The 24590-nt window shown below is 61.6% G+C and carries 23 protein-coding genes; 12 read left to right on the top strand and 11 right to left on the bottom strand.

Annotation, left to right across the window (positions count from 1 at the left end; all coding sequences use genetic code 11):
- The first annotated feature begins 8 nt into the window (after positions 1-8).
- Positions 9-1004 carry a UDP-glucose 4-epimerase GalE gene (galE, locus tag BJD99_RS19065; RefSeq protein ID WP_084348722.1) on the top strand — a complete coding sequence of 332 codons (996 nt, stop codon included), beginning with the start codon at positions 9-11 and terminating at the stop codon, positions 1002-1004.
- On the opposite strand, the gene BJD99_RS19060 is transcribed toward galE, so the two are convergent.
- The 4 genes from BJD99_RS19060 to BJD99_RS19045 form a co-directional block, all read right to left on the bottom strand.
- Positions 988-2112: a DUF4192 domain-containing protein gene (locus tag BJD99_RS19060; RefSeq protein ID WP_084348976.1), complete on the bottom strand. Its 1125-nt coding sequence runs from the start codon at positions 2110-2112 to the stop codon at positions 988-990. The genes galE and BJD99_RS19060 overlap by 17 nt on opposite strands.
- Positions 2113-2249: 137 nt before the next feature.
- On the bottom strand, positions 2250-2894 hold the full coding sequence (locus tag BJD99_RS19055; protein WP_256895917.1) for a sensor domain-containing protein: 645 nt from the start codon (positions 2892-2894) through the stop codon (positions 2250-2252).
- A 246-nt stretch (positions 2895-3140) separates the two neighbouring features.
- Positions 3141-3773 carry an MBL fold metallo-hydrolase gene (locus BJD99_RS19050; RefSeq protein ID WP_084348721.1) on the bottom strand — a complete coding sequence of 211 codons (633 nt, stop codon included), beginning with the start codon at positions 3771-3773 and terminating at the stop codon, positions 3141-3143.
- Positions 3770-4855 carry an S-(hydroxymethyl)mycothiol dehydrogenase gene (locus BJD99_RS19045; RefSeq protein ID WP_084348720.1) on the bottom strand — a complete coding sequence of 362 codons (1086 nt, stop codon included), beginning with the start codon at positions 4853-4855 and terminating at the stop codon, positions 3770-3772. Before BJD99_RS19045 ends, BJD99_RS19050 begins: the two co-directional genes overlap by 4 nt.
- A 237-nt stretch (positions 4856-5092) precedes the next feature.
- Between BJD99_RS19045 and BJD99_RS19040 the strand changes: the two genes are divergently transcribed.
- The 3 genes from BJD99_RS19040 to BJD99_RS19030 all read left to right on the top strand — a co-directional run bounded on the left by BJD99_RS19040 (position 5093) and on the right by BJD99_RS19030 (position 9913).
- Entirely contained in the window at positions 5093-6073 is a 981-nt protein-coding gene (locus tag BJD99_RS19040; RefSeq protein WP_084348719.1) for a proteasome assembly chaperone family protein, read from the top strand.
- Between the two features lie 233 nt (positions 6074-6306).
- On the top strand, positions 6307-7344 hold the full coding sequence (locus BJD99_RS19035; RefSeq protein ID WP_084348718.1) for an alpha/beta fold hydrolase: 1038 nt from the start codon (positions 6307-6309) through the stop codon (positions 7342-7344).
- A 58-nt stretch (positions 7345-7402) separates the two neighbouring features.
- Positions 7403-9913, top strand: a complete 2511-nt coding sequence (locus BJD99_RS19030) for an RNA helicase (protein ID WP_084348717.1) — start codon at positions 7403-7405, stop codon at positions 9911-9913.
- A gap of 21 nt (positions 9914-9934) precedes the next feature.
- On the opposite strand, the gene BJD99_RS19025 is transcribed toward BJD99_RS19030, so the two are convergent.
- Entirely contained in the window at positions 9935-10867 is a 933-nt protein-coding gene (locus tag BJD99_RS19025; RefSeq protein ID WP_084348716.1) for a hydrogen peroxide-inducible genes activator, read from the bottom strand.
- A 205-nt stretch (positions 10868-11072) separates the two neighbouring features.
- Between BJD99_RS19025 and BJD99_RS19020 the strand changes: the two genes are divergently transcribed.
- Both BJD99_RS19020 and BJD99_RS19015 read left to right on the top strand, forming a co-directional pair.
- A complete protein-coding gene (locus BJD99_RS19020) occupies positions 11073-11660 on the top strand; it encodes a peroxiredoxin (RefSeq protein ID WP_084348974.1) in 588 nt (195 codons plus the stop codon).
- 1 nt (position 11661) lies between these two features.
- Entirely contained in the window at positions 11662-12204 is a 543-nt protein-coding gene (locus BJD99_RS19015; protein WP_084348715.1) for a carboxymuconolactone decarboxylase family protein, read from the top strand.
- A 59-nt stretch (positions 12205-12263) separates the two neighbouring features.
- On the opposite strand, the gene BJD99_RS19010 is transcribed toward BJD99_RS19015, so the two are convergent.
- Entirely contained in the window at positions 12264-12923 is a 660-nt protein-coding gene (locus tag BJD99_RS19010; protein WP_084348714.1) for a hypothetical protein, read from the bottom strand.
- Positions 12924-13020: 97 nt separating this feature from the next.
- Here BJD99_RS19010 and BJD99_RS19005 point away from each other — a divergent pair, with 97 nt between their 5' ends.
- The 4 genes from BJD99_RS19005 to BJD99_RS18990 are packed head-to-tail and all read left to right on the top strand — an operon-like array spanning position 13021 to position 15159.
- A complete protein-coding gene (locus BJD99_RS19005; protein WP_084348713.1) occupies positions 13021-13410 on the top strand; it encodes a helix-turn-helix transcriptional regulator in 390 nt (129 codons plus the stop codon).
- A complete protein-coding gene (gene arsB / locus BJD99_RS19000; RefSeq protein ID WP_084348712.1) occupies positions 13407-14501 on the top strand; it encodes an ACR3 family arsenite efflux transporter in 1095 nt (364 codons plus the stop codon). Before BJD99_RS19005 ends, arsB begins: the two co-directional genes overlap by 4 nt.
- Positions 14501-14938, top strand: a complete 438-nt coding sequence (locus tag BJD99_RS18995; RefSeq protein WP_373270563.1) for an arsenate reductase ArsC — start codon at positions 14501-14503, stop codon at positions 14936-14938. The genes arsB and BJD99_RS18995 overlap by 1 nt, the downstream gene beginning before the upstream one ends.
- Positions 14935-15159: a hypothetical protein gene (locus tag BJD99_RS18990; RefSeq protein ID WP_084348710.1), complete on the top strand. Its 225-nt coding sequence runs from the start codon at positions 14935-14937 to the stop codon at positions 15157-15159. The genes BJD99_RS18995 and BJD99_RS18990 overlap by 4 nt, the downstream gene beginning before the upstream one ends.
- Here the strand turns inward: BJD99_RS18990 and BJD99_RS18985 are convergent.
- Positions 15143-16402 (bottom strand): aspartate aminotransferase family protein, encoded by a 1260-nt coding sequence (locus BJD99_RS18985; protein ID WP_084348709.1) that lies wholly within the window; start codon positions 16400-16402, stop codon positions 15143-15145. The two genes, BJD99_RS18990 and BJD99_RS18985, sit on opposite strands and share 17 nt — an antisense overlap.
- Before the next feature lie 14 nt (positions 16403-16416).
- Positions 16417-17079, bottom strand: a complete 663-nt coding sequence (locus BJD99_RS18980; protein ID WP_084348708.1) for a Pr6Pr family membrane protein — start codon at positions 17077-17079, stop codon at positions 16417-16419.
- A gap of 93 nt (positions 17080-17172) precedes the next feature.
- Between BJD99_RS18980 and hrpA the strand changes: the two genes are divergently transcribed.
- A complete protein-coding gene (gene hrpA / locus BJD99_RS18975) occupies positions 17173-21078 on the top strand; it encodes an ATP-dependent RNA helicase HrpA (protein WP_084348707.1) in 3906 nt (1301 codons plus the stop codon).
- A gap of 44 nt (positions 21079-21122) precedes the next feature.
- On the opposite strand, the gene nrdR is transcribed toward hrpA, so the two are convergent.
- The gene (nrdR, locus tag BJD99_RS18970; protein ID WP_084348706.1) at positions 21123-21590 is read right to left on the bottom strand and encodes a transcriptional regulator NrdR; all 468 of its coding nucleotides are present in this window, start codon (positions 21588-21590) and stop codon (positions 21123-21125) included.
- 139 nt (positions 21591-21729) lie between these two features.
- Positions 21730-22176: a hypothetical protein gene (locus tag BJD99_RS18965; protein WP_143542233.1), complete on the bottom strand. Its 447-nt coding sequence runs from the start codon at positions 22174-22176 to the stop codon at positions 21730-21732.
- A gap of 448 nt (positions 22177-22624) precedes the next feature.
- Here BJD99_RS18965 and lexA point away from each other — a divergent pair, with 448 nt between their 5' ends.
- Complete coding sequence (gene lexA / locus BJD99_RS18960) at positions 22625-23323, top strand: transcriptional repressor LexA (RefSeq protein WP_084348973.1); 699 nt, start codon at positions 22625-22627, stop codon at positions 23321-23323.
- An 81-nt stretch (positions 23324-23404) separates the two neighbouring features.
- On the opposite strand, the gene BJD99_RS18955 is transcribed toward lexA, so the two are convergent.
- Positions 23405-24547 (bottom strand): acyl-CoA dehydrogenase family protein, encoded by a 1143-nt coding sequence (locus BJD99_RS18955; protein ID WP_084348972.1) that lies wholly within the window; start codon positions 24545-24547, stop codon positions 23405-23407.
- Between the last annotated feature and the right edge of the window lie 43 nt (positions 24548-24590).

Genomic DNA, 24590 nt, shown 5'->3' with positions numbered 1-24590 from the left:
ATGAAGTAGTGAGACTTTTGGTGACCGGCGGTGCCGGCTACGTGGGCAGTGTCTGCGCGGCGGTACTTGTCGATCGAGGACATGACGTCGTCGTCGTCGACAATTTGTCCACCGGAAACAGCGAGGCCGTCCCGGCGAACGCGACGTTCGTCGAAGCCGACATCAAGGATGTCGCGGCCTCGCTGTTATCCGAAACGAAATTCGATGGGGTATTGCATTTCGCCGCCCAGTCGCTTGTCGGTGAATCAGTTGTCGCGCCGGCAAAGTACTGGTCCGGCAACGTAGTGACCACGCTCGCGTTGCTCGATGCGATTCGCGAGTCGAACACCCCTCGGTTGGTGTTCTCTTCGACCGCTGCCACATACGGTGAGCCGCAGAAGACACCGATCACCGAGGATGCACCGACAGCGCCGACCAATCCTTACGGTGCAACCAAATTGGCGATCGATCACGCGATCACGTCGTATTCAGCGGCATATGGTTTGGCCGCCACCAGCCTGCGATATTTCAACGTCGCTGGTGCTTACGAGAAGTTCGGCGAGAATCGGGTTGTCGAGACGCATCTGATTCCGCTCGTGCTGCAAACGGCTCTGGGCCAACGCGAGAAGATTTCGGTCTTCGGTTCCGACTATCCGACACCGGACGGAACTGCGGTACGCGACTACATTCATGTCGCGGATCTGGCCGAGGCTCATATCCTGGCGCTGGAGGCATCGACACCGAGCAGTCATCGGATTTACAACCTCGGCAGCGGGACCGGATTCTCCGTCCGTGAGGTCATCGACGCGTGCACACGTGTGACAGGCCTCCCCATCACCGTCGAGGATGCACCCCGTCGCGCAGGTGACCCTGCTGTCCTGATCGCTTCGAGCGATCGTGCCATCTCGGAATTGGGGTGGACTCCGCGTTTCACCGATCTCGACGTCATCGTCGCGGACGCATGGACGTTCCTGCAGAATCTCGGAGACCGATCCCACGCGGTACGAGTCACCGCGCGCTCGTAGGTGGCGACAAACGGACGCCACACAGTTCGGCGACCGCGTAGCCACTGAGCGCGACTTCTCTGATCATCTCCGGACGGGCACCGGCGTTCAAGGCGGAGTCGAGGAGGCGTGCGAGTGAATAGTCGGGGTCGGCGGCCAAGGCTAGTTCGATCGCAACCCCTGCCATTACTCCGTCACCGCGTGCGTAAGCGCTGAACCCGAGCAATGTTGCCGGGCACGCCCGCTCGGGTGCAGGCAACGTACGCGACAAATGCGACCACAGTTGCTCGGCGGTGGCAGCGCAGTCGTGGAGGACCAAGGCGAGCATGCTGTCGCGAACCATGAAGCGCGTCAAGGCAACCCCGAACTCGGCGATCTGCGCCGCCGAAAGCTCGAGCGATCTCGGATGATCGAGTGGCGATTGTGCCCACCGACCGATCTCTCGAAGGATTCGTTCGATGGAGGTTCGTTCCGAGGGCAGGTCCTCTTCTTGTGCCGCGCCTATGCACGCGCGCACCTGCCTGCTCAGTGCGGTGTCCAAGGGCTGCAACAGATCTGCGAGCGCTTCTCTGGACTCCAGCATTGCCCTCCCCCCGAGCACATACGCGAGCGTCACGGACGAAGACCGCGGATCCGATACGGTCCCCTTCTCTCGCGGCTCGGTCAGCGAGATCCATGCGCATCCATGCGCGATGTTCGCGGTCAGGAACGTATCGAGCAAGTGGGTGCCCCGCGCCTGGAGTCGGTCCTCGAGCCGGCTCCCGAGAGCCTGGTAACGGGCATCACCGCGGCCGGATCCCACAGAGGTCTTCCTTCCGTCATCGACGATGACAGCGATGGCCGTGCGAACCTCATCCCGCAAGCAGACGGCGGCGAAGCGGTCGATCACATCGGCCATCTCCGTGCTTACCGAGCGCTGTGTCAGGTCGGGGTCGGGAAAACTCAGATCGTGACGCATCACTGTGCCGATAGTGAGGCTTTCGCCGATCCGGCCGTCCAGGCAGATGAGCAGGAGAGATCGCGAAGGGGCGAAGCCGAGCATTGCCGGGATGGCAGCGATCAGATCACCGGTAGCCGACACCGTGGCCAGCATCGGTGGAGTGGGTCGATTGTCAGGGAACGTCGTCATGGCGAGAACAATGGCTTGTCGACATTCGATCGACAGATCTGCGACCTGGGCCGGAACATGGCTGTGGACAGCGCTCGATCCTGTGGAGAACACGGCCCACACGTTCGAGATCCGACGCTTACCGTCGGACGGTCGTGCTATCCGGCGTTCACTTTCTGGACTGCAGCGGTGAACAACTCGTCCAACACGGCCGCATCCGGCGCGGAGTTGTCGAATGACATGAACGTTGCTGCTATCCGGACGTCGTCGACCTGAGCCATCAACGTGAGCATCGACTGCGTCACCGAGTCCGCGCCGGTACCAGAATTCACGGTCTGTTTCACCGCAAGTGTCTCGTCGGCATTGATCGGAGGCGCCGGGGAGATAGTCGACCGGATGACGGAGGTGGCACCGGATTTGGTTGCCTCGACCTCACCGCACTGCTGAAGTTGCTCCTCACGTACCGACAGAGGCTCGTCGACCACGGTCAGTTCGATCGAAATCGTGGACCGGTTGGCGTTGTCGGTTCCGACGATCAACGCAGCGCTACCCGGCGCCGAACTTGGTTCCGTGGGCTTGCAGCCTGCTGGGGATACCTCGGCGCCAGCAGGAATTCCGGTGAGATCCGGGGACGCCTGTGCAATCGCTTGTGGAGGGAGGACTATGGCCTCGTACGGGGCTGGGAACTGGGATGGATCGATCAGAAGCGCGCCGAGATCCTGTCCGTCTCCAGGTGTATTCGACCCGTCTCGAGATGAAATCGACGTCGACCCCTGGCCGCCGGCTTCAGCGGTGCCGGTCACCGCGGATCCACATCCGGCGAGCGATAGGAAAGCTGTCGCCCCGACCGCGATCAGAAGCGGGCGAGATCTCGATACGGAACGGCACAGCACGGAAGGTCCTCCAGTATTCGCAGACGAATCTGTCTTGGGCATCGCGTCGGCGCCTGCGGATAACCGGCTCCCGCCCGGTTCTACCTTCTCATTCGAGTGGTGAACAAGGCGGGAGACAGGCCGAGCTCTACCGTGATTGCCGGTGATCCGGGCGACTCACGACCCGCGCTTGATCCATTCCTCCAGATGCGGAGACTCGTCGCCGATGCTGGTGCCGTCACCATGACCGGTCTTGACGCGCGTCTCGGCTGGAAGGGCGAACAGCTTGTCCCGGATGGAACCGATGATCGTCGGGAAGTCCGAATACGAACGCCCTGTCGCTCCGGGTCCACCGGAGAACAAGGTGTCTCCGCTGAACAACTCTCCAGCTTCGGGTACGTACAGGCAGGTGGAGCCTGGTGAATGGCCGGGCGTGTGGATAGCGACGATGTCGGTTCCCGCTATCGAGATCCGGTCACCGTCCTCGACGGCCCGATGCGTGACACCCGGATGAGTCTGCTCCCACAGCATGTCGTCCGCTGGGTGAAGCAGTACCGGGGCATCGAGAGCCTGCGAAAGCTGCGGGGCGACCGTCACGTGGTCGTTGTGGCCGTGCGTGCAGATGATGGCCTTGACGGTTCGGTTACCGACCGCGTCCAGGATCGGTTGCTGCTGGTGCGCTGCATCGACGATCACCACCTCGGTGTCGTCACCGATCAACCAGATGTTGTTCTCGACGTCCCAGGTACCCCCGTCGAGACTGAACGTCCCAGACGTCACCACCCTCTGTATGCGCAGCTTTCCGCTCATAGGATGACCACCGAACGCAGCACCTTGCCGTCGTGCATCGCAGTGAACGCCGCTTCCACGTCGTCGATTCCGATTCGTTCGGTAACGAACTTCTCCAGTGGCAATCGACCCTGCTCGTAGAGGTCGACGAGCATCGGGAAGTCCCGCTCCGGGAGACAATCGCCGTACCAAGAAGACTTGAGCGAGCCACCTCGGGAGAAGAAATCGACCAAAGGCATCTCGAGTGTCATCTCCGGCGTCGGCACACCCACCAGAACAACTGTGCCGGCCAGATCGCGAGCGTAGAACGCCTGCTTCCACGTCTCCGGTCGACCGACAGCATCGATCACCACGTCAGCGCCGAACCCACCGGTCAATTCCTGGATGGCTTCGACTGGGTCGACCGCTGACGCGTCCACCGTATGGGTAGCGCCCAAGTCCTTCGCCCACTCGAGCTTTCCCTTGTCCCGATCGACAGCGATGATCTTCGTCGCGCCTGCCAGCTTTGCTCCGGCGATGGCCGCGTCGCCGACACCACCGCAGCCGATGACTGCAACCGAGTCACCGCGCGAGACGTTGCCGGTGTTCATCGCGGCGCCGATACCTGCCATGACACCGCAGCCGATCAGCCCGACGACCGCCGGGTCCGAGCCCGGCGCAACCTTGGTGCACTGCCGCTCGTGAACGAGAGTCTTGTCTGCGAACGCGCCGATACCGAGCGCAGGCGTGAGTTCCGTGCCATCTGCGAGCGTCATCTTTTGCGAGGCATTGTGCGTATCGAAGCAGTACCAGGGTGTGCCCTTCTTGCATGCCCGACACTCGCCACATACTGCGCGCCAGTTCAGCACCACGAAGTCGCCGACCTCGACGTGCGTCACCGCGTCGCCGACAGTTTCCACAGTTCCTGCCGCCTCGTGCCCGAGCATGAAGGGGTACTCGTCATTGATTCCGCCGTCGCGGTAAGCCAGATCCGTGTGGCAGACGCCGCACGCGTCGATCTTGACTACGACGTCGTTGGGGCCCGGATCCGGAATCGTGATCGTCTCGATCGACACCGCTTCGCCCTTGGCCTTGGCGACGACGGCACGCACCTGCTGCGGCATAAGTACTCCTTCGACGTTCAACTTGTGATCTCTGTAGACCAGACTCCCACAACGTGTGCAGGACCAGCGACGCCTGCGGGAATGAACTCGGTGTTTCTCGGCGTTCTCCCTAGGTAGTAGCCGTACTCACGGCAGCGCGATCGCCACGCCGAACCGACGGGTATTCTCCACGCGAGGTCGGTTACGGCCGTGGTGCTGGCCCCGAGTGGGCACGAAGAAACGGAAAGGGGTTCGGCCATGGACGAACAATCGAATATGTACGAGCTGGAATTTCCGGCGCCGCAAACGATGTCCGGTGACGGTGTCGGTCCGGTGTTGGTACATGGACTCGAAGGCTTCTCCGATGCAGGTCACGCAGTAAAACTCGCCACCAAGCACCTTCGTGACACGCTCGAGACGGAACTTGTCGCTTCGTTCGATGTCGACGAGCTGATCGACTACCGCTCACGTCGGCCGACGATGACGTTCAAAACCGATCACTTCTCGGATTACGACGCGCCAGAGCTCAATCTGTATGCAGTCAAGGACAACGCCGGCACGCCGTTCCTGCTTCTTGCCGGAATGGAACCGGACCTTCGGTGGGAGAAGTTCTCCACTGCAGTTCGTCTGCTGGCCGAGCAACTGGGAGTGCGTCGGACCATCGGACTCGGGTCGATCCCGATGGCGATCCCTCACACTCGTCCACTGGGCGTCACCGCGCATTCCTCGGACAAGTCGTTGATCTCCGAGGAGCACAGCTGGTCGGGTGACATCCAGGTCCCTGGTAGTGCGTCCTCACTTCTCGAACTACGGATGGCCCAGCACGGCCACGTGTCGATGGGATTCTCGGTCCACGTTCCGCACTACCTCGCTCAAACGGACTATCCGAGTGCCGCGCAGACCTTGCTCGAACACGTCGGTGAGGCGGGGGGTCTGGAGCTGTCGTTGGTCGCACTGGGCACTGCCGCAGCTCGAGTGCAAGAGCAGGTCGACGAGCACATCACCGGCAACGAGGAAGTGCAGTCGGTCGTACACGCCCTCGAACGCCAGTACGACACCTACGTCGCAGCACAGGAACAGCAGTCGACGCTTCTCGCCAGCGACGAGAGCCTTCCGAGCGGTGATGAGCTGGGTGCGGAGTTCGAGAAGTTCCTCGCCGAGCAGGGCGGGTTCGAGGCCGAGCCGGAAGATCTGGATACGACAGGTACCGACACGGACGGCACCGATACCGGGCACTGACCGGTACATAGTTCGACCATTGGATGGGTGATTGTGTGAACGTTCACACGATCACCCATCCGAGTTTGTCCAGATTGCGTCCCTGTGGGATAACGAAACATACATGTAACCAGAATTCCTCTCGATGTCGTATCGAGCGTCTTTACTCGTGCGAGAGTCTTCGAGGAGAGAGCTGTCGAGGATGTACAGCAGTGTCAAGGAAGTACAGAAGTTGAGGAATCAGGAGGTGCGCCATGAGCAGTCCTCGCACGCGCAAGCTCCGCCCGGTTCCCGATGCAGAGCCGAAATTGATCTTCCGCACCATTCATGGTTATCGGCGAGCGTTCCGGATGGCGGGCGAAGGCCCAGCTCTGTTGTTGATTCACGGAATCGGTGACAACTCCGAAACGTGGAACGCAATAATTCCGCATCTTGCCCAGAACCACACGGTCATTGCACCCGATCTGTTGGGACACGGGCAATCCGACAAACCCCGCGCCGACTACTCGGTGGCTGCGTACGCCAACGGCATGCGCGACCTGTTGTCCGTCCTGGGAATCGACCATGTGACGGTTATCGGCCACTCGCTCGGCGGCGGTGTCGCGATGCAGTTCTCCTACCAATTTCCGCACGTGGTGGACCGACTCGTTCTCGTGTCCTCCGGTGGAGTCACCAAAGATGTCCATCCACTTCTTCGATTGGCTTCGGTGCCGTTGGCAAGCGAAGCAGTCAAGCTTTTGCGTCTCCCCGGAGCCATGTCGGTCGTCAGGTTGGCCGGCAACCTCATCGGAAAACTGAATACGACGCGGCTGCGGCCGGGTGCCTTGCTCCACGACACACCAGATCTCGTGCGCGTCCTGGCGGGCCTGCCGGATCCCACTGCACACGAGGCATACCTCCGCACCCTGCGCGCTGTCGTCGATTGGCGTGGCCAGGTTGTGACGATGCTCGACAGGTGTTATCTCACCGAGAATCTCCCGGTGTTGCTCGTATGGGGAGATCGGGACGTGGTGATACCGGTCAGTCATGCGCACCTCGCGCATTCCGCGATGCCCGGATCCCGACTCTCGGTGTTTCGAGGGGCCGGGCACTTCCCGTTCCGCGACGATCCGATGCATTTCCTGCACGTGCTCGAGGAATTCTTGGCCTCGACGCCGTGCCTGGAATTCGACGAGACTCGATGGCGGAACTTCCTCGTCACCGGAGTCGGTGAAGACATGATCACCGGGAACGCCAGCACCAGGCGCGCGGTACTGGGTGCCATGGGAGCGGACGAACGCAGCGCGACCTGACACGCCCTGCGCACGGGCCGCTGATGGCGACGCGGCCAGCGCACCATAGCCTGTTACGGTGCTCCTCTCCGAACTCGTACCTGCCCCCACGACCAGCGAGGCACAGGATCCGGACACGTTGTTCGACATTTTCACCACGTGGACCAGCGATCGAGGGCTGAATCTGTACCCGGCCCAGGAAGACGCCTTGATCGAGCTGGTGTCGGGGTCCAATGTCATCCTCGCGACACCGACCGGCTCGGGAAAGTCGATGGTTGCTGTCGGCGCGCACTTCGCTGCGATGGCAGCCGGCAAGCGGACCTTCTACACCGCACCCATCAAAGCTCTGGTCAGCGAGAAGTTCTTCGCACTGTGCGAGATCTTCGGCGCAAAAAATGTCGGCATGATGACGGGCGATGCCGCGGTCAACGCGGGCGCCCCGATCATCTGCGCGACCGCGGAAATCGTCGCGAATCTAGCTCTCCGCGAGGGAGCGAATTCCGATATCGGACAGGTGGTGATGGACGAGTTCCATTACTACTCCGAACCCGACCGAGGATGGGCCTGGCAGGTTCCCATCATCGAGTTGCCGAACGCTCAATTTTTGCTGATGTCGGCGACTCTGGGCGACGTGTCTTTCTTTCGCGACGATCTCACCCGCCGCACCGGACGACCCACCACCGTGGTGTCGGGCTCCGAACGGCCTGTGCCCTTGATGTTCTCCTACGTGAGCACACCGATCGGCGAGACCATCGAGGAGTTGGTCTCGACGCATCTTGCACCCGTGTACGTCGTGCACTTCACCCAGGCGTCCGCCCTCGAACGAGCGCAGGCGCTCACGAGCGTGAACGTGGCATCCAAGTCCGAAAAGCAGCAGATCGCCGATGCGATCGGCCAATTCCGCTTCACGACGGGTTTCGGCAAGACACTCTCGCGACTGGTGCGGCACGGAATCGGCGTGCACCACGCGGGCATGCTCCCGAAGTATCGACGCCTCGTGGAGAAACTTGCCCAGGACGGTCTGCTCAAGGTCATCTGCGGCACCGACACCCTCGGTGTGGGCATCAATGTTCCGATCCGAACCGTGTTGTTCACCGGACTGACCAAATACGACGGTATTCGCACCCGCAAACTACGCGCTCGAGAGTTTCACCAGATCGCCGGACGCGCAGGACGCGCCGGATACGACACGCTCGGAACCGTCGTCGTCGAGGCGCCGGAACACGACATCGAGAATGCACGGCTCGTCGCGAAGGCTGGTGACGATCCGAAGAAGCTCAAGAGGGTTCAACGCAAAAAGGCGCCCGATGGCTTCGTCTCGTGGGGTGAGCCGACGTTCGACCGGATCATCACAGCGAGTCCCGAGGCGCTGGTCTCGAGGTTCTCGGTCAGTAATGCAATGTTGCTCAATGTCATTGCGCGACCGGGCAATTGCTTCACTGCAATGCGACATCTACTCGAGGACAACCACGAGACCCGACCTGCCCAGCGCAAGCATATTCTCCGAGCACTCTCGCTCTATCGCGGTCTCGTCTCGGCGGGCATCGTCGAACAGCTCGCGGAGCCGGATGCCGAAGGACGACACTCCCGTCTCACGGTCGACCTACAGCCCAACTTCGCACTGAACCAACCACTGTCACCGTTCGCACTCGCCTCGTTCGATCTGCTCGATATCGAATCCGATACGCATGCACTCGATGTGGTGTCGATCATCGAGTCGACACTCGACGATCCCCGCCAGATCCTCATGGCCCAGCAGCACGCGGCTCGCGGAGAAGCAGTCGCGCAGATGAAGTCGGACGGTATCGAGTACGAGGAGCGAATGGAACTGCTCGAGGAGGTGACGTGGCCGAAGCCCCTCGCCGAGCTTCTCGTGCCGGCCTTCGAGATCTACCGCGGTGGGCATCCGTGGCTGACGGAAGTCGCGCTCTCCCCCAAGTCCGTTGTCCGCGACATGGTCGAGCGGTCGATGACCTTCACGGAGCTGATCAGTCACTACGGTCTCAGCCGTTCGGAAGGACTTGTTCTTCGATACCTCGCCGACGCGTATCGCGCCCTACGCCAGACGGTGCCGCCGGAAGCCCGGACCGAGGAAGTGCAGGACATCACCGAGTGGCTCGGGGAACTCGTTCGCCAGGTCGACTCGAGTCTGCTGGACGAATGGGAAAACCTCACCGACCCGGGCGAGGAAGCCGAGACCAAGCCCGAACCCTATGGCGGTGACACGCCGAAGCCGATTTCTGCGAATGCACGCGCGTTCCGTGTGATGGTCCGCAACGCCATCTTCAAACGAGTGGACTTCGCGGCGGCGGGTTGGTGGAACGCGCTCGACGCGTTGGACGACGGCCCTGATTGGGAAGCAGAACTCGAGCCCTTCTTCGAGGAGTACGGCGAGATCGGTACCGGCCCGTCCGCGCGTGGTCCGGCACTGTTCGAACTCACGGTTGGCAGCGACCGGACGACGGTCAGGCAGGTACTGGAAGATCCCGACGGCGATCACGGGTGGTCGTTCGACGCGGTCGTCGATGTCGAGGAGTCCGATGCTCTCGGTGAGATCGTGTTCGACGAGATCACTATCACCGCCGGCTGAGTTCGCTACCTCGACAGCCGGCTACTGGGCAACTACTGGGCTTACGGCCGATCCGATCCGCGAGACCAGTGCACTCAGTGCCCGATACTCTTCGGCGCGCCCGCTCGACGCACGGTGTACCAGGCCCATGCGCCGACCGGGCTTCGGGTCCGCGAACTCTGCCCGACCCAGCGCGCCCTTGCCCATCTCCACGGCAACAGCCGATCTCGGGACGAGTGTGACGCCGAGACCGCCTGCGACACATTGAACTACCGTGGCAAGCGAGGTTGCTCTCGTGTCCCCGGCCGCAGGGACCGCGTCGACCGACCGGCAGAGGTCCAGTGTCTGATCTCGCAGACAGTGACCGTCGTCCAGCAACAGAATCGGCAGGTCGACGAGTACGGACAGGGTCAGATCACGGCGTCCGTCGAGTTCGTGACCGACGGGGACGACGAGCACGAAATCTTCTGCATACAGCGGTATTTCGACGATGCCGGATTCTTCGGTGGGAAGCGCGACCACTGCTGCGTCGATCGCTCCCGACCGTAACGAGGCCAGCAGTCGGTCCGTCTGATCCTCGACGATGTGCGCGTTCACGTCCGGAAATTCGGCTCGCAGCGCCGGGAGCAAGGCGGGTAGCACGTACGGCGCTACTGTGGGTATGAGTCCGAGACGAAGTGGACCCGACAGTCGACCTCCCATGCCGGATGCTTCGGAAACGAATCCGTCGGCTGCATCGAGGGTTGCCCGTGCATGTTCGAGCAAATGCGTACCGGCAGTGGTCATCAGAACTCGCCGTGTACTTCGCTCGACAAGCTGAACGCCCAGTCCCTGTTCCAGTGAGGCGAGGGCCTGCGAGAGCGTCGGCTGACTGATGTGCAGTCGCGCCGCGGCACTTCCGAAATGACGTTGCTCGGCAACCGCGACGAAAGCACGCAGCTGTGAGAGCGTCGGTTGATAACTTCTATCAGTCATGCCTATCAGTCTAGTGCTACTAATCACCTTTACCTTTCGCATATTTTTTGGCACACTCGTACATGTCGGAGTTCGACCGTAGGAAGCACCGAATACACCCGGCGGCGCTCCACACACGACTCCACCCATACGCGACACCGTGCATGTACGAATCCGACGCGCACCACGAGCGCGACGCATGCGCACCACTACAGAGGAGGACCATATGGCCCTGTTGACAATCGGCGATCAGTTCCCCGCATACAATCTCACCGGCGTTATCGGCGGAGACCTGTCGAAGGTGAACGCCCAGCAGCCCGACGACTACTTCACCACCGTCACCAGCGATGACTATGCAGGCAAGTGGCGCATCGTCTTCTTCTGGCCGAAAGACTTCACCTTCGTATGCCCGACCGAGATTGCCGCATTCGGAAAGCTGAACGAAGAGTTCGCCGACCGTGACGCACAGGTACTCGGAGCGTCCGTCGACAACGAGTTCGTGCACTTCCAGTGGCGTGCACAGCACGAGGACCTGAAGACCCTTCCGTTCCCCATCCTCTCCGACCTCAAGCGTGAGCTCGCAACCGCTGCAGGTGTTCTCAACTCCGATGGTGTCGCCGACCGCGCGACATTCATCGTCGATCCGAACAACGAGATCCAGTTCGTCTCGGTCACCGCAGGTTCCGTCGGCCGCAACGTCGACGAGGTTCTGCGTGTTCTCGACGCACTGCAGTCCGACGAGCTGTGCGCATGCAACTGGAAGAAGGGCGACCCCACCATCGACGCGGGCGAACTGCTGACGGCGAGCGTCTGACATGAGCGTAGAGAATCTGAAGAATGCTCTCCCGGAGTACGCCAAGGATCTCAAGCTCAACCTGAGTTCCATTGCGCGATCGACGGTTCTGAGTGAGCAGCAGCTCTGGGGCACGCTTCTCGCCACTGCTGCCGCCACCAAGTCCGCGACGACGCTGAAGGAGATCGCCGAGGAGGCTGCGGACACGTTGTCCGCCGATGCCTACAACGCCGCTCTGGGTGCAGCGTCCATCATGGGGATGAACAACGTCTTCTACCGCACCAAGGGCTACCTCGACGGCAAGTACGACGACCTTCGCGCAGGTCTGCGGATGAATATCATCGGCAATCCCGGCGTCGACAAGGCAGATTTCGAACTGTTCTCGCTGGCGGTCTCGGCCGTCAACGGGTGCAACCACTGCGTCGAGGCACACGAGAAGACCCTTCGCGACGAAGGCGTCGACCGTGAGGTCATCTTCGAGTCGATCCGCGCAGCTTCGATCGTCGCGGGCGTCGGCCAGGCCATCGAGGCCAGCCGCACGCTCGACGGAGCGACTGTCCGATAGCGACATACACAGCGAAAGGGGCCCGCACACAAGGTGTGCGGGCCCCTTTTTCTGTCAGTTCACTCGGTGATGGCCGGCCGGCTCTCGGGTACATCGACGGCGATCTCGTCGCCGAGGTGGACGCCTTCAGCGAGGGGTAACCGGTCACCGCTCCAGAATTTTCCGGGATCGAACCAATTCGCCTTCTTGTTACCGTTCAGCAGACCCATCGATTCGTAGGTCATGGCGACTACTTCTGCGCAGTACGCTGTTTCCAGAGCGGCGCCATGCTGCTCACTCTTACGGAAGCTCGGCACGCGCCCCTTGAACCACCGCCCCGCCAGCTTCGCGGTAGTCGGGAACGCCGTTCCGTCCATTCGAGCTATGGTCCGCAGCAATGCATCTTCCTGCTCTCGTGTGACTGCACTGTCGAGTTGCCTGAGCCAGCAACGCTGCTCGTACTTGTGCGACCACTGCATCACTGCCGCATGGAGATCATGCAGCTGTACGCCGCGCTGAAAATTGCCGGTCCACATGTCCTGCAGCGATTTTCCCAACTCGGCGTGCCACATGAGCGGAGGAAGGTCGTCGACCACGACTGCCATGCCGACGTGGTTGACCGGACTGTTGGTCAACGTCTGTATCGCACGATCCGTGGCAGAATGGCCGCGGAAGATCCAGATGTCTCCGGTACGAGTCGCATCAACTGCTGTGTTCAAATCGATCCGCGACGCAGTCATGTCGCTCAGCCTAGATCGTCCCGAAACCTCGAACTCCCCCACCAGGTATGCGCTGGAGGCGTTTGACGTTTGATTCGAAATTGATCAATATAGACATATGTCGAATCAGCCTCTCTCCGTCGACGACCTCAGCAGCGGCGTGTGCTGCTCACCGCTGATTGCCGAGCCATTGTCCGCCGACTGGGCAGGCGGTCTCGCCCGAATGTTCAAAGCACTCGGCGATCCGGCCCGGCTTCGACTTCTGAGCCTGATCGCAAGTCACGCCGGTGGTGAAGCGTGCGTGTGTGACATCTCCGATTCGTTCGACCTGTCTCAGCCGACGATCTCCCATCATCTCAAAGTGTTGCGTGAAGCTGGTTTGCTCGACTGCGAACGCCGGGGCACCTGGGTCTACTACTGGGTTATACCTACTGCGCTGCAACAATTGTCGTCGGTCTTGGCTGCCGCCGACCCGACCACCGACGATGGTGCGCTGGTGATGGCATGAGTAGCCAGGCGAACACCTCCGATCACCCGGCCGTCGTCGGTAAGCTCTCCACTCTCGACCGGTTCCTGCCGGTTTGGATCGGCGTCGCGATGGTCATCGGCTTGGCGTTGGGTCGGCTGATTCCGGGCATGAACGACGCCCTCTCGACCATTTCGATCGACGGCGTCTCACTACCTATCGCAATCGGTCTGCTGGTCATGATGTATCCGGTCCTGGCGAAGGTCCGATACGACCGACTGGATACCGTCACCGGAGACAAGCGCCTGCTGGGCGGATCGTTGGTACTCAACTGGGTCCTCGGCCCGGCGCTGATGTTTGCTCTCGCCTGGCTCTTCCTCCCCGACCTGCCCGAGTACCGCACCGGCCTGATCATCGTCGGTCTCGCCCGCTGCATCGCGATGGTCATCATCTGGAACGACCTCGCGTGCGGCGACCGGGAAGCCGCCGCCGTCCTGGTCGCCATCAACTCGGTCTTCCAGGTATTCATGTTCGCAGTCCTCGGATGGTTCTATCTTTCCGTCCTACCGGGCTGGCTCGGCCTAGAGCAGACCACCATCGAGGCTTCCCCCTGGCAGATAGCGAAGTCGGTGCTGATCTTCCTCGGCATACCGCTGATCGCGGGGTTCGCCTCGCGCTACTTGGGCGAACGCACCAAGGGCAGGGGGTGGTACGAGTCGAAGTTCATCCCTAAGATCGGGCCGTGGGCTCTCTACGGCCTGCTGTTCACCATCGTCATTCTCTTTGCGCTGCAGGGTGATCGGATCACTTCCCAACCGTTGGACGTCATTCGTATCGCACTGCCACTGTTGGTCTACTTCGCGGTGATGTGGGGCGGCGGTTATGCCCTCGGGGCCGCAATGGGCCTGGGCTACGCACGCACCACTACGCTCGCCTTCACCGCGGCAGGCAACAACTTCGAACTCGCCATCGCCGTCGCCATCGCCACCTACGGCGCAACATCGGGGCAGGCACTGGCCGGGGTCGTCGGCCCGCTCATCGAAGTCCCAGTCCTCGTCGGGCTCGTCTACGTCTCACTCGCACTACGTAAACGCTTCATTTCGGCCTCGCCGGCAGCGACAAAGGAGTCTTGATGTCCAGCATCCCCAGTGTGTTGTTCGTCTGCGTCCACAACGCAGGACGGTCGCAGATGGCCGCCGGTTTTCTGAGCGATCTTGCCGATGGGGCCGTCGAGGTTCGCTCTGCCGGCAGCACACCGGCAGAAAGCATCAATTCAGCCGCCGTCCAGGCGATGGCCGAGCTCGGTATCGACATCTCGGCGCAATCACCAAAGATCCTCACCCCCGACGCCGTCGAAACCTCCGACGTCGTCATCACCATGGGCTGTGGCGACGCATGCCCGGTTTTCCCCGGGGTCCAGTACCGCGACTGGGCGTTGCCCGACCCCGCAGGCAAGGGCATCGACGCCGTCCGTCCGATCCGCGACAAGATCAAGATCCTCGTAGAAGACCTCGTCGCCGAACTCCGCGATCGCTCACCCGCCCGCGATCACAGTACGGTGAAGCGATGAAGCTGTGGAAGATCCTCGGGATGGCAGGCGTCGTCGGTGTTGCCGCGACAGGCGCCCTCGTCGTGAAGTCGGAACGCAAGCGGCAGGCGTATGCCCCCGACGAGGTCCGCGATCAATTGCACAAGCGTTTCGCCGAGGCAGCCGAAACCCCAATGCTCGACGCTGCACCCGATCGAACCCGAGTGCAGCGCCTGAAGGACCGGTTCAGCCGAGCGCGCTGAGGATCCGAGCAGCGAGTTCTTCCACCTCGTTGTCCGTCATCACGAACGACGGCGAGATCTGCATCGCGCCCTGCCCTGCAGCGCGCCCGGAGACACCGTGTTTGCGGAGCGTCGCGACGAAGGGGAGCGCCTCGGCCGGATCGACCAGCTGCACTGCTGCTACTGCACCGAGTCCGCTGCGAACCTCCTGCACGCGAGGATGTTCGGCGAGTGGGGCCAGATGGGTGTGCAGCGACGTCTCGAGTCGAGCGGACTCTTGCAGCAGGTTCTCGCGTTCCATGATGTCCAGTGTTGCCATCGCCGCGGCCGCTGCCCCTGCGTGTCCACCGTAGGTGTAGCCGTGGCGCCACCAGACGCCACCGGAGTAGAACGGCTCGGCGATGTGCGGGGCGACGAACACCGCACCCATCGGGACGTACCCCGAGGTAAGCCCCTTCGCAGTGGTCATCAGGTCGGGCTGAAGGTCGAAACGAGTCGACGCGAACCACGAACCGCCGATTCGGCCGAAGCCGGTCACTACCTCGTCCGTGACGAACAGGACGTCGTTGTCACGACAGATTTGGCGTACCTCCTGCAGATACCCCTTCGGCGGCAGGTAGACCCCACCGGCACCGATGATGGGCTCGCAGAAGAAGGCGGCGATCTTGTCGGCCCCGACTTCCTCGATGAGCGCCAGCAAGCTCTTCGCATCGTCCCAAGCGACAGTGCGCGCGTCCGGCATCAACTCGCCGTAGTTCTCCCGGTTCACCGCAATGCCTGCCAGTGCAGTACCTGCGACATGCATTCCGTGGTAAGCCTTCTCACGACCGACAATGAGCTTTTTCCCAGGCTTGCCCATCTCGTGCCAGTAACGCCTGGCCAATTTCGCCGCTGTGTCGATCGAGTCGGAGCCACCCGAGGTGAAGAACACCTTGCTACCCGCGACGGGCGCGATCTTCCCGAGCCGCTCCGCGAGAGCCAGCGTCGTCTCCGGGACGAAATCACCGAAGTTGGAGTAGTGCGCCAGCGATCCGAGCTGGGCGGCGACGGCGTCGGCAATCTCGGTCCGTCCGTGACCGACGTTCGTGAACCACAGCCCGGCAGTTGCATCGAGATATTTGTTGCCGTCCCGGTCCCAGATGTGAGCTCCCTCGCCACGTGAGACGACGAAGGGGCCTGTTCTGGTCACAGCACCCATATCGGCGAAACCGTGCCATAGGGCGGACGAGGTGGACTCAGGGGAAGTATCGGCCACAGAAGACATGGCTCCGAGCTTAGTCAACGAGCTGCCTCCGATTGTGCCCCGTACCGCCATCGGCATCCGAGCCGGCCGACAGCGTTCACCGCAAGTGCCATCAACACGAAGGCGACGGTGAGTACGAGCAGACCGATCACCAACGCAACGTATCCCTGGCCGCGCGGATCGAGGAACGGATACGGATACCAGTCGACGATCGGACCGCGAATCAGACTGTAGATCCCGTAGACGAAGGGAAAGACCAGCCAGATCAGCGACTGTGCGTCGGAAATCTTCTTGCGCGGCGGCATCACGATCCAGTCGATCAGAAGCACCACCGGCATGATTCGATGAACCACATTGTTGGTCCACGGATCAGCGACGCCGACGTCGATCCCGGCGAGAAGAACGGCGTAGATGATCCCGGTGATGACCATGTACAACGTCACACCCCCGCGGAACAACTGCCACCGCTCTCCCTGCGGGTCAGCGGCTCCGCCCACCGCAAGCACGAGGACGGTCAGAACATTGCTGAGCACGGTGAAGTAGCTGAAGTAGTTGGCGAGTGAGAAAGAGCTACTGTCCAGGCCTTTTGCGACGATCCACGAGAGCGCGGCGAACGTGAGCGCAGCAAACAGAAGCCGGAAGGCCCTCACGAGCACGTGTGTACCGAGAGCTGCGGGCGCACGCTGCGAGGTCGTCATAGTCTATCTTGGCACGAACCGGCAGTGATTTGCCTGCGTTTGGGTCGGGCAGTCCAGCTCTCGAGCAACCGGGCAGATACCCTGGTGGGCAGCATGTCCACATCAACATCCCCGTCTCCGAGTCTCAGACGCACCCTGACCGCCCGACTTTCGTCGGTCTCCGTGCGCGACGCCCACCGCCTACGACGCAAGCTCGAACGTGCCCGCACCGACGATGCCCTGGCAGCGACCGAACCCGAGATCGTTCGCGCCGAGACTCTGATCGCGAATCGGCGTGCCGCGGTTCCGACGATCGAGTATCCCGAGGCGCTTCCGGTCAGCCGCCGCAAGGACGACATCGCCGCCGCGATCGAGCAACATCAGGTCGTGATCGTCGCCGGGGAAACCGGATCGGGCAAAACGACACAGATTCCCAAGATCTGTCTCGAACTAGGCCGTGGGATCCGAGGATCCATCGGCCACACCCAACCCCGTCGACTCGCTGCCAGAACGGTTGCCGAGCGCATCGCCGAGGAGGTGGGCGAGACCCTCGGACAATCTGTCGGCTACAAGGTCAGATTCACCGATCAATCCTCGGACTCGACCCTGGTCAAGCTGATGACCGATGGAATTCTCTTGGCCGAGATTCAACGAGACCGGATGCTCCGGCAGTACGACACGCTCATCATCGACGAGGCTCACGAACGAAGTCTCAATATCGACTTCATCCTCGGCTACCTCGCTCAGCTACTCCCCCGCCGGCCCGATCTGAAGGTGATCATCACCTCCGCAACGATCGATCCGGAACGATTCGCCCAGCACTTCGCCCGGGACGGTGTACCGGCCCCCATCATCGAAGTGTCCGGACGCACGTTCCCCGTGGAGATGCGGTACCGCCCGCTGACGGTCGACGCAGGCGAGACGACTGTCGACCGAGATCCCGTCGACGCAACATGCGATGCCGTCGACGAACTCATGGCCGAAGGTGAAGGCGACATTCTCGTCTTCCTCTCCGGTGAACGCGAGATCCGCGATACGGCCGATGCATTGCGCGATCGGCAGCTACGCAACACCGAGGTCGTACCCCTGTATGCGCGCCTGTCCGCCGATGAGCAGCACCGCGTGTTCTCCTCACACACCGGCCGTCGCGTCGTTCTCTCGACCAACGTCGCCGAGACGTCACTGACGGTCCCCGGGATCAGATACGTCGTCGACCCCGGTACCGCGCGCATCTCGCGGTACTCGTTGCGCACCAAAGTCCAGCGACTCCCTATCGAGCCGATTTCGCAAGCATCGGCCCGACAGCGGGCAGGTAGATGTGGCCGTGTGGCCGACGGAATCTGCATCCGTCTGTACTCCGAAGACGACTTCGAGGCACGGCCACCGTTCACCGAACCGGAGATCCTCCGCACCAACCTCGCTTCGGTAATCCTGCAAATGACTTCCCTCGGCCTGGGCAAGATCGACGCATTCCCCTTTGTCGAGCCGCCCGATCCGCGCAGCATTCGCGACGGAATCGGTTTGCTCGAAGAGTTGGGGGCTTTGAAGCCGTCCTCGAATACCGGCGAGTCCGAACTCACGCCGATCGGGCGCGAGCTGGCTCAACTTCCAGTCGATCCGCGCATGGCCCGCATGCTCGTAGAAGCGAACAAGACGGGCGCGCTCGCCGACGCTCTCGTCGTCGTCTCGGCCATGTCCATCCAAGACGTTCGCGAACGTCCAGCAGAACACCAGCAAGCAGCCGATGAGCAGCATGCAAGATTCACGGCTCCGAACTCGGACTTCCTGTCGTACACAGCACTGTGGGAATACCTTCGCGACCAACGAAACGACCTGTCGTCGAACCAGTTTCGAAGAATGTGCCGAAACGAATTCCTGCACTACCTCCGTGTGCGCGAATGGCAGGACCTGCACGGTCAACTACGTCAGATCACCAGGGGTCTCGGCTGGACTGTGCCCGACGCGCCGAGCTCGCACGATTCGTTGCATCAGGCGCTCCTGGCCGGCCTCCTTTCGCATATCGGAGTCAAAGAAGGTGACAAACGCGAGTTCCTGGGTGCCCGCGGAACCCACTTTGCGATATTCCCCGGCTCCGGGCTGTTCAAGAAGCCTCCACGCTGGGTGATGGCGGCCGAACTGGTCGAGACCGGACGTCTGTGGGGCCGCATGGCGGCCCGAATCGAACCCGAGTGGGCCGAACGACTCGCCCCACATCTAGTCAAACGCACCTATTCCGAGCCACATTGGTCCACCAAACGCCAATCGGCCATGGCATACGAGCGCGTCACCCTGTACGGGCTTCCCCTCGTAACCGGCCGACCTGTCGGATACCACAGCATCGACGCCGAAGTCTCGCGCGAGCTGTTCATCAGACATGCACTGGTGCAGGGCGAGTGGACGACGCAGCATCCGTTCTTTCACAAGAACCGCGCACTGCTCGACGACGTCGGCGAGCTCGAGAATCGGGCCCGCCGTCGCGACATCGTGGTCGACGACGATGCACTCTTCGAGTTCTACGACTCCAGAATCGGTGCGGAAGCCGTTTCCGCTCGCCACTTCGACACGTGGTGGAAGAAGACGAGGCGCACGACGCCGGATCTCCTCGACTTCACAGCATCGACCGTCGTCAATCCCGACGCTGCATCCGTACTGGGTGGGGAGTATCCCGATGCGTGGCGCCAAGGCGAGGTCCAGTTTCCGCTGACCTATCAGTTCGAGCCAGGTTCCGCCGCCGACGGAGTCAGCGCCCGCATCCCGATCGCCCTGCTCGCGCAGGTTCAACCGGTCGGATTCGACTGGCTGGTCCCGGGCATGCGAGCGGAACTCATCAGCACACTGATCAAACTGCTGCCCAAGACTTTACGACGCAACGTGGTGCCCGCTCCCGACTTTGCCGCCGCCGCACTGACGGCGATGAAGCCGAGATCGGAACCCGTTCTCACCGCGCTGGCCCGTGAGCTCTCACGGTTGGGTTCATGCCGGATCGATCCGGCAGACTTTCAGGTTTCCGAGCTCCCCGACCATCTCCGGATGACGTTTGTCGCAGTGGATATCAACGGAGACGTACTCGGGTCGAACAAGAACCTGACTGCCCTCCGACAGACCCTGTCACCGCGAGTGAACCGCGAAGTCGCCAGTGCCGTCGGTCAAGCCGAGCGAGCGGCAACGCTGGCATGGACGTCCTCGACTCTGGGAACTCTCGAGGAGACCGTCTCACGTTCTGTCGGTGGCCAACGAGTCACCGGATATCCCGCACTCGTTCCGGAAAGCGGTGGCGTCGCGGTCCGGGTACTGAGCACACTCGCCCAGCAGCGTGCCGCAATGCGCAACGGAACCAGGGCTCTGTTGAGCGAGCGTGCACCGCGCGGCACAAAGGCACTCATCGCTGGAATTCCGACAAAGGAAAGAATCGCACTCGGGCAGAATCCGTACGGCAGCATCGAAGCACTACTCGAGGACTGCCGCACGACGGCGATCGACGAGTCGATGAGTGCGCACGGCGGTCCCGTCCGCTCGCCGCAAGAATTCGAAGCTCTGGTCAAGTCGGTGAATGCCGAGGTAACCGAACGCACGTCTCGGGTCCTTGCACTGATTCGACCGATTCTGACTGCGGCCGTGGAGCTTCGAGCCGCACTCGAACGAGCAGGCGGCGAAACCGCCGATGACGTTCGCGAGCAACTAGCCGGTCTGGTCTTCAATGGCTTCGTATTCGAATTCGGCTCTGCCAGGCTCGCTGAAATTCCCCGGTACCTCACGGCCGCTACTCGGCGACTCGGCTCACTACCCAGCAGCGCGAACCGGGACGAAACCGGAATGAACGCACTCGATCGAGTCTACGAGGCATACGACCGACTGCTGAAGTCGCTTCCTGAAGCCCGACAGCAGAGCAAACCAGTGCAGGAGATCTTCTGGATGATCGAGGAGTTACGAATTCAACTTTTCGCGCAAGGAATTCGCACGGCGTACCCGATATCGGAAAAGAGGATTACGAAAGCAATCCAGGCCGTAAGCCAACAGTGAGGCCTCGCGTCGACCGATTCACGCCCGTCGAGCGCACGCGTTCTTCAGTCGACAGTGACAGCTGACTGTCGCTGCTGGCGAAGGTCCTGAATTTCTTTCTCGAAGTCCTCGGCCGAACTGAAGGACTTGTACACCGACGCGAACCGTAGATACGCAACCTCGTCGAGATCGCGAAGCGGACCGAGAATAGCCAATCCGACCTCGTTGCTTGGGATCTCGGCCGATCCGGATGCACGAACTGCATCCTCGACCTGCTGAGCCAACAGATTCAGTGCGTCGTTGTCGACATCGCGGCCCTGGCAGGCACGACGGACGCCTCGTACTACTTTCTCCCGACTGAAGGGCTCGGTGACTCCGCTGCGCTTCACGACAGCCAGAACAGCGGTCTCCACTGTGGTGAAGCGGCGTCCACACTCCGGGCATGAGCGACGACGACGGATCGCCTGACCTTCGTCCGCCTCGCGGGAGTCGACCACTCGGGAGTCGGGGTGCTTGCAGAACGGGCAATGCATGTTGGAGCCTCCGTCGTAGCCGTCACACCATCTCGTTGGTAGCGCAAGAGGTGCAGGTACCGAGGATACTCGGAGTCCTATCGAGCCCAGTGCCGCGTACCTGGCTCGATCACCGAGGAGCACTTGAGGCATCGCTGCATCACTGGCCCGAGTCGGTGGCCGTGAAGACATCCTGACCCGCAGTACCGACGAATCCACCGTGCTCCACGACCGTGACAGCACCCGCTGAACCGCCGTCGAGATATCCGGCGCGTAGATTCGCAAGCCCTACCAAGCCCAGAAGAACAATGGCTGTGATCAGCACACCCGCGACCGTGGCGGTCCACGACAGTGTCTGACGCGGCGCCTCGTCGTCGAAGCTGTGATCGGCGGAGCTGTGATCGATGACCCGGTTGCCGCGGTCCTGTTGCGCGAGAGCGTGAAGGTAGCGTCGACGGTCGAGTGACGCGCAAGACGTGCGCGGGCGAGAAGTGCGGACGGACGAGGCCGAGCGCGTTGTGCGATCGAGGGTATCGCGACCGTCTGTACCCCGACTTGCTACTGCGCGACTGGTGAGAGCACTGCGGCGCTCTGTAGTGATGCTCATCGGAACCTCCACTGCGGTGTACAGATCGACCGTGGTGATGCTCGCGACCGACGCGATTTTCACCATTATTCGATCAGGCGTTCGATGAACGCTTGTTCGAAGTTCTATCACGCGAGTCGGACAATGTCAGCAGAAGTTGCGACACGGATCGAACAGATGTTTGATCGAACAGGGTTTTCGGGCTAGATTCGTGTCAGAAACCACACGTCACATCCACACCACGCGTTCGGGCCACTCGATCACACGAGATGCCCGGCAGGGGAAGGCGATGCAGGAGGATGCACGAATGAAAGAAGAGACCTCGTCAGGGTCACCGAAAGCCACGGGCAAGGCGAGCGGGAAGACGAAGGCTACGTCAGTGAGCGCAAAGACGCGCGGAAGTGCCACCGGTGGAAAGGTCACAGCGCAGGCTGCCAAGACTACCGCCACAACCGCCAAGGCGCCCTCGGTGCCGACGGCGAAGGCATTCGAAGGTGAGGGCACCGACATCAATGCAGGCCTGACCGAACGTCAACGCAAGGTTCTCGAGGTCATCAGAGCTTCGGTGACCGAGCGTGGCTATCCGCCGAGCATCCGGGAGATCGGGGATGCGGTCGGGTTGACGTCGACCTCGTCGGTCGCTCATCAACTTCGCACGCTTGAGCGCAAAGGCTTCCTCCGACGTGATCCGAACCGCCCACGCGCAGTGGATGTCCGCGGACTCGACGAGGTTCAGGCAGACCACGCAGCAGCCGTAGCCGACGGCTCGGCGCCTGCGGAGGATCAGCTGCCGACTCCGACGTTCGTTCCGGTACTGGGACGAATCGCTGCCGGCGGTCCGATTCTTGCCGAGCAGGCGGTCGAAGACGTTTTCCCTCTCCCCCGCGAACTGGTCGGCCAGGGTTCCCTGTTCCTGTTGAGAGTGGTCGGCGAGTCGATGATCGAAGCAGCGATCTGCGATGGCGACTGGGTGGTGGTTCGGCAGCAGAGTGTCGCCGACAACGGCGACATCGTTGCGGCCATGATCGATGGCGAAGCCACGGTGAAGACATTCAAGCGCACCAAGGGTGAGGTGTGGCTCTTGCCGCACAACCCGTTGTTCGAACCGATCCCGGGCAATGACGCAGCTATCCTCGGCAAGGTTGTCACGGTCATGCGCAAGCTCTGATCAGCGAGTTCGTAGAGCGAAGGGCCGCAACTTCAGGTTTCGAGGTTGCGGCCCTTCGCTGTATCGATCGAGAGGTAAGTACTAGAGATTCAGTCCCCGCCCGATGATTTCCTTCATGATCTCGGTCGTTCCGCCGTAGATTGTCTGCACCCGAGAGTCCATGTAGGCCTTGGCGATCGGGTATTCCTTCATGTATCCGTATCCGCCATGCAGTTGCAGGCAGCGGTCGATGAGACGCACCTGGTTCTCGGTGGTCCACCACTTGGCCATAGCGGCTTCCTGAACTGTCAGCTTGCCGTCGTTGAGCAGTTCGATGAATTTGTCGACCATGATCCGTGAGGCCGTCGTCTCGGTTGCCAACTCCGCCAGCACGAATCGTGTGTTCTGGAATTTGCCGATGGACTTACCGAAGGCCTTGCGATCACGGCAGTACTGAATTGTCATGTCGAGCGCCGACTCCATGGCGGCTGCTGCGACGACCGCAATGGACAGTCGTTCCTGAGGCAGGTTCTGCATCAGGTAGATGAAGCCCATCCCCTCCTCACCCAGAAGGTTCGCGGCGGGCACGCGGACGTCGGTGAAGCTGAGTTCGGCTGTGTCCTGCGCCTTCATCCCGATCTTGTCGAGATTGCGTCCGCGTTCGAAACCGGGCATGTCGCGCTCGACGACGAGCAAGCTGAATCCCTGCGCACCCTTGTCGGGGTCGGTGCAGGCTACGACGATGACGAGGTCGGCATTGATTCCGTTGGTGATGAAGGTCTTGGACCCGTTGAGGACCCATTCGTCACCATCGCGAACGGCCTTGGTCTTGATTCCCTGCAGATCGCTACCGGTACCGGGTTCGGTCATCGCGATCGCGGTGATCAACTCACCGGAACTGAATCCGGGTAACCAACGCTGCTTCTGTTCTTCGTTCGTCAGATTGATGAGGTATGGCGCGACGACGTCGTTGTGCAGCGTGAATCCGATTCCGCTGTAACCGCCGCGGGTGGTTTCCTCGGTGACGATGGCGTTGTAGCGGAAGTCCTTGACACCGCCGCCGCCGTACTCCTCCGGCACGTCGGTGCCGAGGAATCCTTGCTTTCCAGCTTCTACCCACACCCAACGATCGACGAGATTCTGCTCTTCCCACTTGGAGTGGTTCGGCGCAACGTGTTGGTCGAGGAACTTGCGGTACGACTCGCGAAACATGTCGTGCTCGGAATCGAATATCGTGCGTTCCACTTCGGTCTCCTTCGAATTGCCAACCGGCGGCACAATGGGTCAC

Origin of the sequence: Rhodococcus sp. 1163, assembly GCF_002091985.1 — a bacterium.
GTDB lineage: Bacteria > Actinomycetota > Actinomycetes > Mycobacteriales > Mycobacteriaceae > Rhodococcoides.
This window is presented reverse-complemented; position numbering and strand designations above follow the sequence as displayed.

Excerpts from the sequence above, each read along its gene's own strand:
- BJD99_RS19045 (WP_084348720.1), bottom strand. The coding sequence starts at position 4,855 with ATGCCGCAGCAGGTGCGTGCCGTCGTCGCCAAGGCCAAGGGCGAAGCG.
- BJD99_RS18980 (WP_084348708.1), bottom strand. The coding sequence starts at position 17,079 with ATGACGACCTCGCAGCGTGCGCCCGCAGCTCTCGGTACACACGTGCTC.
- BJD99_RS19025 (WP_084348716.1), bottom strand. The coding sequence starts at position 10,867 with ATGACTGATAGAAGTTATCAACCGACGCTCTCACAGCTGCGTGCTTTC.
- BJD99_RS18985 (WP_084348709.1), bottom strand. The coding sequence starts at position 16,402 with ATGTCTTCTGTGGCCGATACTTCCCCTGAGTCCACCTCGTCCGCCCTA.
- BJD99_RS19035 (WP_084348718.1), top strand. The coding sequence starts at position 6,307 with ATGAGCAGTCCTCGCACGCGCAAGCTCCGCCCGGTTCCCGATGCAGAG.
- BJD99_RS19010 (WP_084348714.1), bottom strand. The coding sequence starts at position 12,923 with ATGACTGCGTCGCGGATCGATTTGAACACAGCAGTTGATGCGACTCGT.
- BJD99_RS18995 (WP_373270563.1), top strand. The coding sequence starts at position 14,501 with ATGTCCAGCATCCCCAGTGTGTTGTTCGTCTGCGTCCACAACGCAGGA.
- BJD99_RS19015 (WP_084348715.1), top strand. The coding sequence starts at position 11,662 with ATGAGCGTAGAGAATCTGAAGAATGCTCTCCCGGAGTACGCCAAGGAT.
- BJD99_RS18990 (WP_084348710.1), top strand. The coding sequence starts at position 14,935 with ATGAAGCTGTGGAAGATCCTCGGGATGGCAGGCGTCGTCGGTGTTGCC.
- BJD99_RS18965 (WP_143542233.1), bottom strand. The coding sequence starts at position 22,176 with ATGAGCATCACTACAGAGCGCCGCAGTGCTCTCACCAGTCGCGCAGTA.
- hrpA (WP_084348707.1), top strand. The coding sequence starts at position 17,173 with ATGTCCACATCAACATCCCCGTCTCCGAGTCTCAGACGCACCCTGACC.
- BJD99_RS19060 (WP_084348976.1), bottom strand. The coding sequence starts at position 2,112 with ATGACGACGTTCCCTGACAATCGACCCACTCCACCGATGCTGGCCACG.
- arsB (WP_084348712.1), top strand. The coding sequence starts at position 13,407 with ATGAGTAGCCAGGCGAACACCTCCGATCACCCGGCCGTCGTCGGTAAG.
- nrdR (WP_084348706.1), bottom strand. The coding sequence starts at position 21,590 with ATGCATTGCCCGTTCTGCAAGCACCCCGACTCCCGAGTGGTCGACTCC.
- BJD99_RS19020 (WP_084348974.1), top strand. The coding sequence starts at position 11,073 with ATGGCCCTGTTGACAATCGGCGATCAGTTCCCCGCATACAATCTCACC.
- BJD99_RS19005 (WP_084348713.1), top strand. The coding sequence starts at position 13,021 with ATGTCGAATCAGCCTCTCTCCGTCGACGACCTCAGCAGCGGCGTGTGC.
- BJD99_RS19050 (WP_084348721.1), bottom strand. The coding sequence starts at position 3,773 with ATGAGCGGAAAGCTGCGCATACAGAGGGTGGTGACGTCTGGGACGTTC.
- BJD99_RS19040 (WP_084348719.1), top strand. The coding sequence starts at position 5,093 with ATGGACGAACAATCGAATATGTACGAGCTGGAATTTCCGGCGCCGCAA.